Raw genomic sequence first — 16,833 nt, forward strand, 5'->3', positions numbered from 1 at the left:
GCCTTATCCTCTTGCTGCCAGTGCGGTCACACGATCATAAGCGCTGCCGCTGCGTAACACGTCAATCACCCGACGGGCGTTCTTTTTCAAATCTTCTTCGCCATGCAGGCGCATCAGCATCGCGACGTTAGCGGCCACGGCGGCTTCATGCGCGGCTTCACCTTTACCTTGTAACAGGCGGGTGAGAATGTCACGGTTTTCTTCCGGCGTGCCGCCCGCCAGGTCAGCTTGTTCATAGGGCGCCAGACCAAAGTCGTCGGCGCTTAACTGATAGCTGGTGATGTCGCCATTATTCAGCTCGGCGACAAACGTAGGCGCGTGCAGCGATACTTCATCCATCCCGCCGCTGTGCACTACCGCCGCGCGCTGGTAGCCCAGCACGCGCAGCGTTTCGGCAATCGGCAGCACCAGCTCCGGGCTGTAAACGCCAATCAGCGCCAGCGGCGGATGAGCCGGGTTAATCAGAGGGCCCAGCACGTTAAACAGGGTGCGGGTTTTCAACTGCTGGCGGACCGGCATGGCGTGGCGAAAGCCTTTATGGTATTTCGGCGCGAACAGGAAGCAGACGCCCAGTTCATCCAGCGCTTCGCGGGAGGCTTCGGCGTTCATATCCAGATTAATGCCGAAAGCGGCCAGCAGATCGGAAGAGCCTGAACGGCTGGAGACGCTGCGGTTACCGTGTTTCGCCACCTTCAGCCCCAATGCGGCGGCGACAAACGCGCTGGCGGTCGAGATATTAATGCTGTTGCTGCCGTCGCCGCCGGTGCCCACGATGTCAGCGAACAGGTAGTCCGGACGCGGGAAAGGGGCGGCGTCTTCCAGCAGCGCCGAGGCGGCGCCAGCGATTTCGTTCGGGTGTTCGCCGCGTACTTTCATGCTAACCAGCACCGCCGCCAGCTGCTCAGGCTTGAGTTCGCCGCGCACAATGGCGGAGAAAAGCTGGTGGCTTTCTTCGCGGCTGAGCGTTTGTGCCTGATAAAGCTTTTCCAGAATCGGTTGCAGGGAATTTTTCTGCTCGACGTTGGTTTGCGCCCAGGCGAGCGTTTGCTCAAGCAGGCGAGCGCCCTGCGTCGTCAGGATAGATTCCGGGTGGAACTGAAAGCCGCAAACGCGATCGGCGTCGTGACGTACCGCCATCACCATGCCATCGAAATGGGCGTTGACCGTCAGCCCCGCCGGAATATTGCTGCCCACCAGCGAATGGTAACGGGCGACAGGCAGCGGGTTCACCAGCCCGTTGAACATGCCCTGGCCGTCATGCTCGATGCTGGAGGCTTTGCCATGCAGAATTTCCCCCGCCTGGCCGACATAACCGCCATACGCTTCGACAATCGCCTGATGCCCAAGACAGATGCCGATAATCGGCAGCTTGCCGCGCAGGCGGGTTAACAGTTCCGGCATACAGCCTGCCTCAGACGGCGTGCCCGGGCCTGGGGAGAGCATCAGTACCGGGTTATCCATAGTCGCCAGACGATCAATCAGCGTCTGCGCCGGCACATGGTTACGGTAAATAACCACATTGTGGCCGCTCGCCCGCAGTTGGTCCGCCAGGTTGTAGGTAAAAGAGTCGAAATTATCGAGCAGCAGAATGTCGGCCATCAGAAAATCTCCTGTGCGTGATGCGCCTTGGCGATTGCGCGCAGTACCGCGCGGGCTTTGTTTCGGGTTTCATCCGCTTCGGACTGCGGCACGGAGTCCAGCACTACGCCTGCGCCAGCCTGTACGGTGGCAACGCCGTCTTCGACGTAGGCTGAGCGAATAACGATGCAGGTATCCAGATCGCCATGGGCGGTAAAGTAGCCCACGGCGCCGCCATAGCTGCCCCGGCGTTCGCCTTCGGCCGCTGCAATAAGCTGCATCGCGCGCACTTTAGGGGCGCCGCTGAGCGTGCCCATGTTCATACAGGCGCGATAGGCATGCAGCACATCCAGATCTTCCCGCAGTTCGCCTACCACGCGAGAGACAAGATGCATAACGAACGAATAGCGGTCGACCTTAGTCAGGTCCGCTACGTAGCGGCTGCCGGGCGTACAGATGCGCGCCAGATCGTTTCGCGCCAGATCCACCAGCATCAGATGTTCGGAAAGCTCTTTGTGGTCGGTGCGCATTTCAAGCTCAATGCGGCTGTCAAGATCCCTGTCCAGCGTACCGTCGGCGCGGCGGCCGCGTGGACGCGTACCGGCGATAGGGTAAATCTCAATCTGGCGCGAGGCAGCGTCATACTTAAGCGAGCTTTCCGGCGAGGCGCCGAACAGCGTGAAATCGTTATCCTGCATGAAAAACATATAAGGGCTGGGGTTGCTCTTTTTCAGCGTGTCGTACGCCGCCAGCGGCGAAGGGCAGGGCAAGGTGAAGCGACGAGACGGCACCACCTGAAAAATTTCGCCTGCGCGAATCGCTTTCTGCATGTCGCGCACCACCGCGCCATATTCTTCATCGCTCTGGCTGCATTCGCAGCGCATGCTTGCCACTTCCTGCACTGGCAACGGGGCGGCTTGCTGAGTCAACTGCTGTTTGATTTGCTCAATGCGATCCTGCAAACGCTGCTTTTCCTGCGCATGCGGCGTGAACAGGCTCGCCTGAATGCGGGTGCTTTTCTTTTGATGGTCGATAACCAGCAGCGTTTCAGCGAGATAAAAACAGTAATCAGGGCAGCTGTTCGGCGCTTTCAGCGCCGGAAGATCTTCAAACCCCGCGACCAGGTCATAAGCGAAAAGCCCGCCGAAGAACATCGCTTCACGTTCGTTTTCCGGCACGCTTACCAGGGTTTGCAGCATACGGAAAGTATCAAAGACAGAAACAGAACAGAGGCGGGCGTCTTCATCCAGCAACTGGCTTACCGGCGGAAAGCGAAGCTCAAGCCCCTGCGGCTGGCGGCGGTTTTCAACGCCCGCCGGTAAGGCTTCATCCAGCAGTGCAAGTAATGCCGTGCCGTTATCGGTCAGGGCGGAAAGCGTGACAGTGTCACCCATGGCGGTGATGCGCAGCGCGCTGTCTACCAGCAGCAGGCTTTTTAAATCGTTCTTGCTGTCAATATCCGCGGACTCAAGCAGCAGGGTTGCGGGGCGCGCGCCGCAAAGTTGGTTAAACAGCGCCGTTGGGTTTTCACGGTAAACCCCTTCGCTGCTGAGGAGTTCTAGTGCTGGTTTGGCTGTTTGCATTATCGGCTTCCCGTCTGTTCTGTTCAAAAAAAAGCCCGCTTTAAGCGGGCCGGGTATCTGTTTGCGTTACGCATGCGTGAAGACACCGCCCGATTCAGGAAGTACGCCACCCGCCATGCAGAGTCAATGTCGCTTTCATTTTCAGATACCTTTTATAGTGAACTTGCGTACTAGTTAACTGGTTCATGGCGGAATTGTCAACCTCGATTTCAGAAAAACATCAGGAATCGTTATGATGAGCGGCTAACTGAGGATATTTAATTGAGTGGGGCCGTTTTGAGCGAACCTGTTTTAGCAGAGATTTACGATCTGCATAGTCATACAACGGCTTCCGACGGGCGTTTAACGCCCGAGCAGCTTGTCCATCGCGCTGTCGAGATGCGCATTCATACCCTGGCGATTACCGACCATGACACCACGGCAGGCATAGGGGCGGCGCAAATGGAAATCGATCGCGCCGGTTTGCCGCTGCGGCTGATTGCCGGTGTGGAAATCTCCACGCTCTGGGAAAACCATGAAATTCATATTGTTGGACTTGGCATCGACAAGGATCATCCGGCAATGGTGGCTTTTCTTGCTGAACAAGCTGAACGACGTTTGCAACGAGCCAGATTGATTGCCGAGCGTCTGGAAAAGGCGCGTATTCCCGGCGCCTGGGAAGGGGCGCTACGTTTTGCGCAGGGAGGCATGATTACGCGAGGCCACTTCGCCCGTTTTCTGGTGGAAGCAGGGCGCGCAACCGAGCCGGCTAAAGTTTTTAAGCATTATCTTGCCCGGGGGAAAATCGGCTATGTTCCGCCGCAGTGGTGTACAATAGAACAAGCTATTGATGTGATTCATCATTCCGGCGGCCAGGCAGTGGTGGCCCATCCCGGGCGTTACGACCTGAGCGCGAAATGGCTTAAACGGTTGCTTGGCCACTTCGCCCAGGCGGGCGGCGAAGCGATGGAGGTGGCGCAGTGCCAGCAGGCGCCAAACGAGCGCACGCAGCTGGCGTCCTGGTCTAAACAGTTTGGATTGCTGGCCTCCCAGGGCTCCGACTTCCACCAGCCCACGCCCTGGATTGAACTTGGCCGCAAGCTTTGGTTGCCCGCTGGCGTCACGCCGGTATGGCAGCGCTGGACATCGCCGGAAGAAACAAAAGAGAGGGCAGTATGAGTCAGTTTTTTTACATTCATCCGGATAACCCGCAGCCGCGCCTGATTAATCAGGCAGTAGAGATTGTCCGTAAGGGCGGCGTGATTGTTTATCCCACCGATTCTGGTTATGCGCTGGGATGTAAACTTGAAGAAAAAGGGGCGATGGAGCGTATCTGCCGTATCCGTCATCTGCCGGATGGGCATAACTTCACCCTGATGTGTCGCGACCTGTCCGAGTTATCAACTTACTCGTATGTTGATAACGTGGCGTTTCGTCTTATTAAGAACAATACGCCGGGCAACTACACGTTTATCCTTAAAGGCACAAAAGAGGTGCCGCGCCGCCTGTTGCAGGAGAAGCGTAAAACCATCGGGCTTCGCGTGCCGTCTAACCCCATCGCGCTGGCGCTGCTCGAGGCGCTTAACGAACCGATGCTCTCCACTTCGCTGATGCTGCCAGGCAGCGACTTTACTGAATCGGACCCGGATGAGATTAAAGATCGGCTGGAAAAGCAGGTTGACCTTATTATTCATGGCGGCTATCTGGGACAGCAGCCCACCACGGTTATCGATCTCACTGATGACGCCCCGGTAGTGCTGCGTGAAGGGGTCGGCGACGTTAAGCCTTTCTTATAATGTTTTGCAAGGCTATACTACGCGCCCAAAAATCGGGGCGTTATGCGCCCCGAATCCTGTCCGACGCCTGGGAAGGCGACACCTGAAGGAAGCTCAATGAGCGAGAAATTACAGAAAGTGCTGGCGCGCGCCGGCCACGGCTCACGCCGGGAAATCGAAACCATGATCACCGCAGGACGCGTCAGCGTGGATGGCAAAATCGCCACCCTCGGCGACCGTGTGGAAGTGACGCCAGCGCTGAAAATCCGTATTGATGGTCATCTTGTTTCGGTAAAAGAATCGGTCGAGCAGATCTGCCGCGTGCTGGCTTACTATAAGCCGGAAGGCGAGCTTTGCACCCGTAACGATCCTGAAGGCCGCCCCACCGTGTTCGACCGTCTGCCCAAATTGCGCGGCGCGCGCTGGATAGCGGTTGGCCGCCTTGATGTGAACACCTGTGGTCTGCTGCTGTTTACCACTGACGGAGAACTGGCGAATCGACTGATGCACCCCAGCCGGGAAGTGGAACGCGAATACGCGGTGCGCGTGTTCGGCCAGGTTGACGATGCGAAAGTGCGTGAACTGGCGCGCGGCGTACAGCTTGAAGATGGCCCTGCGGCATTCAAAACTATCCGTTTTAGCGGTGGCGAAGGCATTAACCAGTGGTACAACGTCACCCTGACGGAAGGACGCAACCGCGAGGTGCGCCGTCTGTGGGAAGCGGTAGGCGTTCAGGTAAGCCGACTGATTCGCGTGCGTTATGGCGATATTCCCTTGCCGAAAGGTTTGCCGCGCGGCGGCTGGACAGAGCTTGATCTGGCGCAGACGAACTACCTGCGCGAGCTGGTGGGATTGCCGCCGGAAACCTCAAGCAAAGTCGCGGTTGAGAAAGATCGTCGTCGTATGAAAGCGAACCAAATCCGCCGGGCGGTGAAGCGCCACAGCCAGGTGAGCGGAAACCGTCGCAGCGGCGGCGGTCGCAGCGGCAGCTAATCTGCAAATAAAAACGCCCTCAAACGAGGGCGTTTTGCTTTTATTCGCTGTAACGGCAGAAAGCTAGTAATCGATGCCAATTTGCGCCTTCACGCCAGCTTCGAAAGCATGTTTAACCGGACGCAGTTCGCTTACGGTATCCGCATAATCAAGAATATCGCGATGACATCCGCGGCCTGTGATAATCACCGTTTGATGCGCAGGCCGATTTTGCAGCGCCTGCATGACCGTATCCAGCGGCAAGTAATCGTAGGCCACCATATAAGTGAGTTCATCCAGGATAACCATATCCAGCGCAGGATCAGCCAGCATCCGTTGCGCGTGTCGCCACACCTCCAGACAAGCCGCCGTATCGCTCTCACGGTTCTGGGTTTCCCAGGTAAAGCCTGTCGCCATTACCTGAAACTCCACCCCGTGCGGCTCCAGCAAGTTACGCTCGCCGTTAGGCCAGGTGCCTTTGATGAACTGGATCGCGCCCACTTTTTTACCGTGACCGACGGCGCGAGCGGCGGTGCCAAAAGCGGCGGTCGTTTTGCCTTTGCCGTTGCCGGTAAAGACGATGGTTATACCGCGCTCCTGTTGAGCGGCAGCCACGCGGGCATCTACTTTGTCTTTTATTTTTTGCTGGCGCTGCTGGTAACGATCTTCACTCATTCAGCTATCCCCGGTTTGCGGCCCGGCTGGGCGTCGAAACTCATGCCGGTTTTACGGCGGCTGTCATCGCCCATCAGCCACAAATAAAGCGGCATGAGATCGGCGGGTGTTTTAAGTTTATCGGGATCTTCCGTCGGGAAGGCGCTGGCGCGCATTTTCGTACGCGTGCCGCCCGGATTAATGCAATTGACCCGCAATTGTTTATGTTCATCCGCCAGCACCTGCATCATGCCTTCTGTGGCGAATTTAGAGACGGCGTATGCCCCCCATTGCGCGCGCCCCTGGCGCCCCACGCTTGAGGTTGTAAAAACCAGTGAGCCTGACTCGGCTTTCAATAGCAGAGGCAGCAGCGCCTGGGTCAGGAAAAAGGTTGCGTTAACATTCACCTGCATTACTTCAAGCCAGCGCTCCGGTGTTTGTTCCGCCATTGGCGCTATGTCGCCAAGCACCCCTGCGTTATGTAATATACCATCCAGACGGGGCACCACCGCCTCGATTTCACGCGCCACGCGCTGGCATGCCTCGACCGTGGCGCTGGCGTAATCCAGTAAAAACAGGCTGGCAGGAAGAGCGCCGAGACGCGCTATTTCTTCTGCAACCCGACGAAGCTTCTCTTCGTTACGGCCCAGTAAAAGCACCTGCGCGCCATAACGCGCATAGGTTAATGCCGCCTCGCGGCCAATACCGTCGCTGGCGCCTGTGACTAAGATTATGCGATTTTGCAGCAGGTTAGTTTGCGGTTGATAGTGCACGGGCAACTCCTTGGCGCAAGCGTCTGCGAACCAGGACGCTTCATTTGCACAAAAGCGCTTTATGCCTTAATCCGTTCGCCATTTCAATCAGCGATCCAACCATAAGCCCTTAGCTGCAACATTTTGCAACTATTTCATCGCCTTGAAAAAAATCATGAAGCTGACTCGCAGGAGCACGAGTTAACGCGAGACGCACGCGGGCGCGTCGGGTAGACTAACGCCGTTTTGCGATCGTAAAGACAAGGCGGAAACTGTGGATTTAGTTTATGAGTATGGGCTGTTTTTAGCGAAAATCGCGACGGTCGTCGTGGCGTTTGTCATCATTATCTCGCTGATTGCGAATCTGGCTCAGCGCAAAAAACATCAGCGCGGCGAGCTTCGCGTGACCCGTCTGAATGAACAGTATAAAACGATGAAGGAAGAGATAGCCGTCGCGCTGCTCGACCCGCATCAGCAAAAGCAGTGGCATAAAGAGCAGAAGAAAAAAGAGAAGCAGGAAGCGAAGGCGGCTAAGGCAAGGGCGAAACGCGGGGAAAGCTCGCCCTCCGACAAAGCGACGCTTTACGTACTCGATTTCAAAGGCAGCATGGACGCGCATGAAGTCACTTCACTGCGCGAAGAGATCACCGCTGTGCTGGCTGTCGCTAAACCGCAGGATGAGGTGTTGCTGCGCCTCGAAAGTCCGGGCGGCGTCGTGCATGGCTATGGCCTGGCGTCTTCTCAGCTTCAGCGTTTGCGCGAACGTAATATTCCCTTAACCGTTGCGGTAGATAAAGTTGCCGCGAGCGGCGGTTACATGATGGCCTGCGTCGCCAACCGTATCGTCGCCGCACCGTTCGCCATCGTTGGCTCAATTGGCGTTGTGGCGCAGGTGCCGAATTTCAACCGCCTTCTTAAACGCAACGACATTGACGTTGAACTGCATACAGCCGGGCAATATAAGCGCACGCTGACCCTCTTTGGCGAAAATACGGAAGAGGGCCGCGAGAAATTTCGTGAAGATCTCAACGAAACGCATCAGCTTTTTAAGCAGTTTGTACAGACCATGCGCCCTTCTTTAAACATCGATGAGGTGGCGACAGGCGAGCACTGGTACGGTTTGCAGGCCCGGGAAAAAGGGCTGGTTGATGAGATTCGCACCAGTGACGATCTGCTCGTGCAACTGATGCCGCAAAAAGAGCTGGTTAGCGTGCGCTATACGCGCCGTAAAAAGCTGATGGATAAGTTTACCGGCAGCGCGGCCCAGAGTCTGGACCGCTTACTGCTGCGCTGGTGGCAGCGCTCAGAAAAACCGCTGGTCTGAGAAATGAAACGAGGCGCACCGCCTCGTTTTTTAATCCAGCAGCGTATATTTTTCGGAAAGCTGGTGTGCGAGATGTTTAAACATGTTAAACACCGCCGTGCTTTTCGCGGTGGGTAAGCCTTGCTCATCAAGAAAATAGTTGCCCTGAAAGACCAGAACGCCATTTTTCTGTTCGACATGCGTGGCTTCCATACCCGCCAGGTAATCCTCATGCTCGCGGATGATTTTATTCGCATGGGCTAGCAACGTTTCACGATCGATAGGCTGAGTTTTTGCTTGCATAATCCTCTCCTTAAAGACTGCGCGTAGTGTACGCCTCGCAGGGGAAAGGTGGCAAATTTTCCCTGCCCTTCGCAGGGGGATTACGGGCTTTTCCGTGCTGGCATGAATCGCTTTTGCATGCTAATAAAGTTGCGTAACGAATTTTATCAGGTAGAGTGTGACGCTTTCGCAAATCTGGCAACAGAATTGCTTGACATTCAACCTGAAGTTCGTCGTGCCGGTTCAACCTGCACGAAAAACCTGTGGTCTCAACCACCTGACGCGTTTTGGGTCTCTGCGGGCTTAAGCGGTTTCAAGGTTGATATCCATCGACGCTGCCGCAATATAGTAGGCTCGTCGCCAGTGGAAGGTGCAGCAACGTGCGACGAATTCTGGACGAATCCAATCAGGTAAAGGTGAATATGGGTAAAGCTCTCGTTATCGTTGAGTCCCCGGCAAAAGCCAAAACGATTAACAAATATCTCGGTAAAGACTACGTGGTGAAATCCAGCGTAGGCCATATCCGCGATTTGCCAACCAGCGGCTCCGCCCCCAGGAAGAGCGCTGACTCCGCCTCCACCAAAAAAGCGGCCGGCAAGGCCAAAAAAGATGAACGTGGTGCGCTCGTCAGCCGTATGGGCATTGACCCCTGGCACAACTGGGATGCGCATTATGAAGTGCTGCCGGGTAAAGAAAAGGTTGTTTCCGAGCTGAAATCGCTCGCGGAAAAAGCTGACCATATCTATCTCGCAACCGACCTTGACCGCGAAGGGGAGGCCATCGCATGGCACCTGCGGGAAGTGATCGGCGGCGACGACAAGCGTTACAGCCGCGTTGTTTTTAACGAAATTACCAAGAATGCTATTCGTCAGGCTTTTGAAAAGCCGGGCGAGCTGAATATTGATCGCGTAAATGCCCAGCAGGCGCGCCGCTTCATGGACCGCGTCGTGGGCTACATGGTTTCTCCGCTGCTGTGGAAGAAAATCGCCCGCGGGCTTTCTGCTGGCCGCGTTCAGTCAGTTGCGGTGCGCTTAGTGGTCGAGCGTGAGCGAGAAATCAAAGCGTTTGTGCCGGAAGAATACTGGGAAATTGATGCATCGCTTTCCACCCCTTCCAGCGAAACGCTGGCGGTACAGGTTACGCACCAGAATGATAAGCCGTTTCGTCCGGTAAGCCGTGATGAAACTATGGCGGCCGTGGCGTTGCTTAATGGCGCGCAATACAAAGTGGTTGAGCGTGAAGACAAGCCCACCAGCAGCAAGCCTGGCGCTCCCTTTATTACCTCCACCTTGCAGCAAGCGGCAAGCACCCGCCTGGGCTTTGGGGTGAAAAAAACCATGATGATGGCCCAACGCCTTTATGAGGCTGGTCATATTACCTATATGCGTACTGACTCAACTAACCTGAGCCAGGATGCGGTAAGCATGGTTCGCGGCTACATTGACGATAATTTCGGCAAAAAATATCTGCCCCAGGCGCCTAATCAGTACGCCAGTAAAGAAAACTCGCAGGAAGCGCACGAAGCTATCCGCCCGTCAGATGTCAACGTGCTTGCTGAGTCTTTAAAAGACATGGAAGCAGACGCGCAGAAGCTTTATCAGCTGATCTGGCGCCAGTTTGTCGCCTGTCAGATGACCCCTGCGCAGTACGATTCCACCACGCTCACCGTCGCGGCAGGCGATTTCCGCCTGAAAGCGCGCGGTCGTACATTGCGCTTCGACGGCTGGACGAAAGTGATGCCGGCGCTGCGTAAAAACGACGAGGATCGGACGCTGCCTGCGGTGAATGAAGGCGATAAGCTTTCGCTGATTGAGTTAACGCCAGCGCAGCACTTCACCAAGCCGCCAGCCCGCTTTAGCGAAGCGTCATTGGTAAAAGAGCTGGAGAAACGCGGTATCGGCCGTCCATCCACTTATGCGTCGATCATCTCCACGATTCAGGATCGCGGTTATGTACGTGTGGAAAACCGCCGCTTCTATGCAGAAAAAATGGGTGAAATCGTCACCGATCGTCTGGAAGAGAACTTCCGCGATTTAATGAACTACGATTTTACTGCGCAAATGGAAGACAGCCTTGACCGCGTAGCGAACCACGAGGCCGAATGGCGCGCTGTGCTGGACAGCTTCTTTAGCGATTTCAACAAGCAGCTCGATACAGCCGAGAAAGATCCGGAAGAGGGCGGCATGCGCCCAAACCAGATGGTCTTGACGAGTATTGATTGCCCGACCTGCGGTCGCAAAATGGGCATTCGTACTGCCAGTACCGGCGTATTCCTTGGCTGTTCAGGTTATGCGTTGTCACCAAAAGAGCGCTGTAAGACCACCATTAACCTGGTGCCTGAAAACGAAGTCCTGAACGTGCTGGAAGGCGATGATGCAGAAACCAATGCCCTTCGCGCCCGCCGCCGCTGCGTTAAATGCGGCACAGCAATGGACAGCTACCTTATCGATCCAAAACGCAAAATCCATATTTGCGGCAATAACCCGACCTGTGACGGTTATGAGATTGAGGAAGGCGAGTTCCGTATCAAAGGCTATGATGGTCCGGTTGTAGAATGCGAGAAGTGTGGTTCTGAAATGCACCTGAAAATGGGGCGTTTCGGCAAATACATGGCATGCACTAACGATGAATGTAAAAACACCCGTAAGATCCTGCGCAATGGCGAAGTAGCGCCGCCGAAGGAAGATCCGGTGCCGCTGCCGGAACTGCCGTGTGAGAAATCGGATGCCTATTTTGTTCTTCGCGATGGTGCGGCTGGGGTTTTCCTGGCGGCCAACACTTTCCCGAAATCGCGCGAAACACGTGCGCCTCTGGTGGAAGAGCTATATCGCTTTCGCGACAGACTGCCGGAAAAATTACGTTATCTCGCAGATGCGCCCCAGCAGGATCCCGAAGGCAATAAAACACTGGTACGTTTTAGCCGTAAGACAAAACAGCAATATGTTGCGTCTGAAAAGGATGGCAAGGCGACAAACTGGTCTGCCTTTTACGTCGACGGTAAATGGGTTGAAGCTAAAAAATAATGTTTTTTAGTTAGTTAAGGCCGGCAAATGCCGGCCTTTTGCTTTTTATAACACCTTTATTATTTTTTTTACGTATCTATACAGAACAGCTATTAATGATATAGTAGTTATAGTTTTTCACTTTCTTATTATGAAATCGTCTTAAGCCTGCTGCTTCGGGCGGGTGCAACCCTGGATGGTCAGACATGAAACTACAACAGTTGCGCTATATCGTTGAGGTGGTTAACCATAACCTGAATGTTTCCTCTACGGCGGAAGGACTCTATACCTCGCAGCCTGGCATTAGCAAGCAGGTGCGTATGCTTGAAGATGAGCTGGGCATACAAATATTCGCCCGCAGTGGTAAACATCTAACCCAGGTTACCCCCGCAGGGCAGGAAATCATTCGTATCGCTCGCGAAGTGCTTTCCAAAGTCGACGCCATAAAATCTGTTGCGGGTGAGCATACCTGGCCGGATAAGGGCTCGCTTTATGTCGCGACTACGCATACTCAGGCGCGTTACGCGTTGCCGAGCGTCATTAAAGGTTTTATAGAACGTTACCCGCGTGTTTCGCTGCATATGCACCAGGGCTCCCCAACGCAGATTGCCGAAGCGGTATCAAAAGGCAATGCAGATTTCGCTATTGCAACCGAGGCGCTTCATCTTTATGACGACCTGGTAATGCTGCCTTGCTATCACTGGAACCGTTCAATTGTGGTCACGCCCGATCACCCGCTGGCTTCGAAAGAAAGCGTGAATATTGAAGAGCTGGCCCAGTATCCGCTGGTAACCTACACCTTCGGCTTTACGGGACGCTCCGAACTGGATACCGCATTTAACCGGGCCGGATTGTCGCCGCGCATCGTCTTTACCGCAACGGATGCAGACGTGATTAAAACGTATGTCCGCCTGGGGTTAGGGGTAGGGGTCATTGCAAGCATGGCGGTCGATCCCGTATCGGATCCTGACCTGGTTCGCATTGACGCCGACGGTATTTTTACCCACAGCACCACCAAAATCGGCTTCCGTCGCAGTACATTTTTACGCAGCTATATGTATGACTTTATCCAGCGCTTTGCCCCGCATTTAACCCGTGATGTGGTTGATGCCGCTGTTGCGCTGCGCTCTAACGAAGATATTGAAGAGATGTTTAAAGATATCAAACTGCCTGCCAAATAATCCTTCAGGCATCCCCAGCGAAGCGGGGATGCCCATATTTTTATTCTCCCTCCGTAAAATAAGAAAGATAATCACCCGCACTATTATTAAGCGCAGCTCAGCAATGCCCTTATATCCAGGGTGGTTACTGTCACCAATTAGCGACAAAAGTAGAAAATAATAAGCCCTAACGCAAATTTGCCGCTTCAATAATTTATTTCACGTCAAAAGATTAATTATTCGATAGCAAAATGATCGTAAAGGTGCTGGATTTTCGGCTAAAGTTTATTTAGGATTTATCTCATCTGATGATTAGTTGTACCAATTGTTTGGTGTGAACATGATAAGCGATGTCGATTGTATGAGGTTAGCAATGCCATCAGGAAGCGAAGAACCGCGCAGGGATTCGGATCTTAAACGCAAAGCGTGGATGGCCGTCTTCCTTGGCTCGGCGCTGTTCTGGATCGTTGTTGCGCTTCTTGTCTGGCGTTTTTGGGGTTGAAAATGGCTGTTCGCTCGCATTTTTTCAGTCTTAAACGTGAATGTCAGCCTTATGACAGCCGATCTCGTGAGCATGAGCACAAAAATAATCCCACTGGCGAAATACCCGAGCAGTGGGAATTAACAGAACAGCAGCAAGCTTTTATCGCTCTGTTTACTGAACAAGATCACAAAAAACATTAAATCATGCTTTTTGATGTGCGTTGTCATTGTCAATAGCACGTTCATTTTATTTCTCGGTCGTGAGAATAAACCTACACAGCAATAAGGCTGAGCTGATTAAAAATTCAGTTCGGATGGATGGTTTATTTTATTGGTGTGATAGCTATGAATAATCAAACTACCCTCAAATACTGGTCATGGCTTGGTGCATTTTCCGTCTCTGTCCTCTTCTGGAGCCAGATGGTCTGGATCTGCCTGCGCTAACCGTCTGAACGCCCGTTAAACGGGCGTTTTGCCTTTCTGCTCCCCCGTCTTCCCGCCGTTTAGCTTTTCGGGTTGTTATCAAATCGTTACGACATCTTTGTGTTATCTTTAATACAGACCCTGGCGGTTGTCAGGGTATCGCTATCCGAGGATTACAGGAGGAGCTATGTCGTCAACCCTACGCGAAGCCAGTAAGGACACGCTGCAGGCGCTGGATAAAACCTATCATTACTACAGCTTGCCACTGGCGGCCAGGGAACTTGGAGATATCACCCGGCTACCCAAATCTTTAAAAGTGTTACTCGAAAACATGCTGCGCTGGCAGGATAACGAAACCGTTACTGCCGACGATCTGCACGCGCTGGCTGGCTGGCTGAAAAATGCCCACGCCGACCGTGAAATCGCCTATCGACCCGCTCGCGTGCTCATGCAGGATTTTACCGGCGTGCCCGCAGTGGTAGATCTGGCCGCCATGCGAGAGGCCGTAAAACGGCTGGGCGGCGATGTCTCAAAAGTTAACCCGCTTTCTCCGGTCGATTTGGTTATCGACCATTCAGTCACTGTCGACCATTTTGGCGATGACGATGCGTTTGAAGAGAACGTGCGGCTTGAGATGGAGCGTAACCACGAACGCTATGTCTTTCTTCGTTGGGGGCAGCAGGCTTTCAGCCGCTTCAGCGTCGTGCCGCCGGGAACCGGCATTTGTCATCAGGTTAACCTGGAGTATTTAGGCAAAGCTGTCTGGAGCGAGTTGCAGGACGGCGTAATGATTGCTTACCCCGATACGCTGGTTGGCACCGATTCCCATACCACCATGATCAACGGCCTGGGCGTGCTGGGCTGGGGGGTTGGGGGCATTGAAGCGGAAGCGGCAATGCTTGGCCAGCCTGTCTCGATGCTTATCCCTGATGTCGTCGGCTTCCGTCTGACGGGCAAATTACAGGAAGGCATAACCGCCACTGACCTTGTGCTGACAGTGACCCAGATGCTGCGTAAGCACGGCGTGGTAGGCAAGTTCGTGGAATTTTTTGGCGACGGGCTGGATTCTCTGCCGCTCGCCGATCGCGCAACGATTGCTAACATGGCGCCGGAATATGGCGCAACCTGCGGCTTTTTCCCTGTCGATGACGTTACGCTTGGCTATATGCGGCTTAGCGGACGCAGCGAAGAACAGGTTGCGCTGGTGGAAGCTTACAGCAAGGCGCAGGGATTATGGCGTAATCCTGGCGATGAGCCTGTATTCACCAGCGTGCTGGAACTGGATATGGGCGATGTTGAAGCAAGCGTCGCCGGCCCGAAACGACCGCAGGATCGCGTGGCGCTGCCCGATGTGCCGAAAGCGTTTAGCGCCAGCACGGAGCTTGAACTGAATACGGCGCAAAAAGACAGGCAGCCTGTCGCTTATACCCTGAACGGGCATCAATACGAACTGCCGGATGGCGCAGTCGTTATCTCAGCCATTACCTCCTGTACCAATACCTCAAACCCGAGCGTGCTGATGGCGGCCGGACTGCTGGCCAAAAAAGCGGTGACGCTAGGCCTGAAGCGCCAGCCGTGGGTCAAAGCCTCACTGGCGCCAGGGTCGAAAGTGGTGTCGGACTATCTGGCCAGAGCGAAACTTACGCCTTATCTTGACGAGCTGGGCTTTAACCTTGTCGGATACGGTTGTACCACCTGCATCGGCAACTCGGGTCCGCTGCCGGAGCCTATCGAGCAGGCTATCAAAAAAGGCGATCTGACCGTTGGTGCTGTGCTCTCCGGCAACCGTAACTTTGAAGGGCGCATACATCCTCTGGTGAAAACCAACTGGCTTGCTTCGCCGCCGCTGGTAGTGGCCTATGCGCTGGCAGGAAACATGAATATTAACCTGGCGACAGATCCGCTGGGGTATGGTCGCAAAGGCGAGCCGGTTTATCTGAAAGATATCTGGCCGTCCACCCGCGAAATCGCCGATGCCATGGCGCAGGTTTCAACCGAAATGTTCCGCAAAGAGTACGCGGAGGTGTTTGAAGGTACCGATGACTGGAAGGCGATTAAGGTCGAGGCTTCAGACACCTATGACTGGCAAGCGGATTCCACCTACATTCGCCTGTCGCCATTCTTTGATGAAATGCTGGCGGAGCCCGCTCCTGTCCAGGATATTCACGGGGCGCGTATCCTCGCGATGCTTGGCGATTCTGTTACGACTGACCATATCTCGCCTGCGGGCAGCATTAAGCTCGACAGTCCGGCAGGGCGCTACTTGCTTAGCCACGGCGTGGAGCGTAACGATTTCAACTCTTATGGTTCGCGTCGCGGTAACCATGAAGTGATGATGCGCGGCACATTTGCCAATATTCGCATTCGTAACGAAATGGTGCCGGGGGTGGAAGGGGGAATGACCCGTTTGCTGCCTGGCGACGAGGTGGTTTCTATTTATGATGCCGCCATGCGCTATCAGGAAAAAGGCACGCCGCTGGCGGTGATTGCCGGTAAAGAGTATGGCTCCGGCTCAAGCCGTGACTGGGCCGCTAAGGGGCCTCGACTGCTGGGCGTACGTGTGGTTATTGCCGAATCTTTTGAACGCATCCATCGCTCTAACCTTATCGGCATGGGCATTTTGCCGCTGGAGTTCCCTCAGGGCGTCACGCGCAAAACGCTGGGACTGACGGGTGAGGAACGCATTGATATTAGCAATCTGGCGAACATCACCCCTGCGGCTACCGTGCCTGTCACGTTGACGCGCGCGGATGGAACTACAGAAGTGATTGAATGCCGCTGCCGCATCGATACAGGCAATGAACTAACGTATTACCGAAACGACGGCATTCTGCACTATGTCATTCGCAATATGCTGCGTTAACGTTTAAGCGTAAGTAAGAATAAG

Annotated in this window: 15 protein-coding genes and 1 other annotated feature; of the genes, 10 read left to right on the top strand and 5 right to left on the bottom strand. The window is 54.5% G+C overall.

Features of this window, described 5'->3' with window-relative positions:
* Positions 1 to 3: 3 nt before the first annotated feature.
* Both trpD and DW56_RS03920 read right to left on the bottom strand, forming a co-directional pair.
* The gene (gene trpD / locus DW56_RS03915) at positions 4 to 1,599 is read right to left on the bottom strand and encodes a bifunctional anthranilate synthase glutamate amidotransferase component TrpG/anthranilate phosphoribosyltransferase TrpD (protein ID WP_024562181.1); all 1,596 of its coding nucleotides are present in this window, start codon (positions 1,597 to 1,599) and stop codon (positions 4 to 6) included.
* The gene (locus DW56_RS03920) at positions 1,599 to 3,161 is read right to left on the bottom strand and encodes an anthranilate synthase component 1 (protein WP_024551684.1); all 1,563 of its coding nucleotides are present in this window, start codon (positions 3,159 to 3,161) and stop codon (positions 1,599 to 1,601) included. Before DW56_RS03920 ends, trpD begins: the two co-directional genes overlap by 1 nt.
* A gap of 25 nt (positions 3,162 to 3,186) precedes the next feature.
* Positions 3,187 to 3,279, bottom strand: a sequence feature (Trp leader region).
* Positions 3,280 to 3,437: 158 nt separating this feature from the next.
* Between DW56_RS03920 and rnm the strand changes: the two genes are divergently transcribed.
* The 3 genes from rnm (at position 3,438) to rluB (ending at position 5,908) form a co-directional block, all read left to right on the top strand.
* On the top strand, positions 3,438 to 4,319 hold the full coding sequence (rnm, locus tag DW56_RS03925) for an RNase RNM (RefSeq protein WP_024551685.1): 882 nt from the start codon (positions 3,438 to 3,440) through the stop codon (positions 4,317 to 4,319).
* A complete protein-coding gene (locus DW56_RS03930; RefSeq protein WP_024551686.1) occupies positions 4,316 to 4,936 on the top strand; it encodes an L-threonylcarbamoyladenylate synthase in 621 nt (206 codons plus the stop codon). Before rnm ends, DW56_RS03930 begins: the two co-directional genes overlap by 4 nt.
* Positions 4,937 to 5,032: 96 nt before the next feature.
* Positions 5,033 to 5,908 (top strand): 23S rRNA pseudouridine(2605) synthase RluB, encoded by an 876-nt coding sequence (rluB, locus tag DW56_RS03935; RefSeq protein WP_024551687.1) that lies wholly within the window; start codon positions 5,033 to 5,035, stop codon positions 5,906 to 5,908.
* 63 nt (positions 5,909 to 5,971) lie between these two features.
* Here the strand turns inward: rluB and cobO are convergent, their stop codons facing one another.
* Together cobO and DW56_RS03945 are read right to left on the bottom strand one after the other, a co-directional pair.
* Positions 5,972 to 6,562 carry a cob(I)yrinic acid a,c-diamide adenosyltransferase gene (cobO, locus tag DW56_RS03940; RefSeq protein WP_024551688.1) on the bottom strand — a complete coding sequence of 197 codons (591 nt, stop codon included), beginning with the start codon at positions 6,560 to 6,562 and terminating at the stop codon, positions 5,972 to 5,974.
* A complete protein-coding gene (locus tag DW56_RS03945; RefSeq protein WP_024551689.1) occupies positions 6,559 to 7,314 on the bottom strand; it encodes a YciK family oxidoreductase in 756 nt (251 codons plus the stop codon). The genes cobO and DW56_RS03945 overlap by 4 nt, the downstream gene beginning before the upstream one ends.
* 253 nt (positions 7,315 to 7,567) lie before the next feature.
* Here DW56_RS03945 and sohB point away from each other — a divergent pair, with 253 nt between their 5' ends.
* Positions 7,568 to 8,617 (top strand): protease SohB, encoded by a 1,050-nt coding sequence (sohB, locus tag DW56_RS03950; protein WP_024551690.1) that lies wholly within the window; start codon positions 7,568 to 7,570, stop codon positions 8,615 to 8,617.
* A gap of 30 nt (positions 8,618 to 8,647) precedes the next feature.
* Here sohB and DW56_RS03955 read toward each other — a convergent pair whose 3' ends face one another.
* Complete coding sequence (locus DW56_RS03955; RefSeq protein WP_024551691.1) at positions 8,648 to 8,899, bottom strand: YciN family protein; 252 nt, start codon at positions 8,897 to 8,899, stop codon at positions 8,648 to 8,650.
* A 401-nt stretch (positions 8,900 to 9,300) separates the two neighbouring features.
* Here DW56_RS03955 and topA point away from each other — a divergent pair, with 401 nt between their 5' ends.
* The 6 genes from topA to acnA all read left to right on the top strand — a co-directional run bounded on the left by topA (position 9,301) and on the right by acnA (position 16,809).
* A complete protein-coding gene (gene topA / locus DW56_RS03960) occupies positions 9,301 to 11,901 on the top strand; it encodes a type I DNA topoisomerase (protein ID WP_024551692.1) in 2,601 nt (866 codons plus the stop codon).
* 185 nt (positions 11,902 to 12,086) lie between these two features.
* Complete coding sequence (gene cysB / locus DW56_RS03965) at positions 12,087 to 13,061, top strand: HTH-type transcriptional regulator CysB (protein ID WP_024551693.1); 975 nt, start codon at positions 12,087 to 12,089, stop codon at positions 13,059 to 13,061.
* A gap of 340 nt (positions 13,062 to 13,401) precedes the next feature.
* Positions 13,402 to 13,542 carry a YmiA family putative membrane protein gene (locus DW56_RS21270; protein ID WP_234409181.1) on the top strand — a complete coding sequence of 47 codons (141 nt, stop codon included), beginning with the start codon at positions 13,402 to 13,404 and terminating at the stop codon, positions 13,540 to 13,542.
* Positions 13,543 to 13,544: 2 nt separating this feature from the next.
* A complete protein-coding gene (locus DW56_RS22665) occupies positions 13,545 to 13,724 on the top strand; it encodes a hypothetical protein (protein ID WP_110875882.1) in 180 nt (59 codons plus the stop codon).
* 144 nt (positions 13,725 to 13,868) lie between these two features.
* On the top strand, positions 13,869 to 13,967 hold the full coding sequence (gene ymiC / locus DW56_RS22820) for a small membrane protein YmiC (protein ID WP_234409180.1): 99 nt from the start codon (positions 13,869 to 13,871) through the stop codon (positions 13,965 to 13,967).
* Positions 13,968 to 14,133: 166 nt separating this feature from the next.
* On the top strand, positions 14,134 to 16,809 hold the full coding sequence (gene acnA / locus DW56_RS03970) for an aconitate hydratase AcnA (RefSeq protein ID WP_024551694.1): 2,676 nt from the start codon (positions 14,134 to 14,136) through the stop codon (positions 16,807 to 16,809).
* Positions 16,810 to 16,833 lie beyond the last annotated feature (24 nt).

It is taken from the genome of Franconibacter helveticus LMG 23732, assembly GCF_000463115.2.
Lineage (GTDB): Bacteria > Pseudomonadota > Gammaproteobacteria > Enterobacterales > Enterobacteriaceae > Franconibacter > Franconibacter helveticus.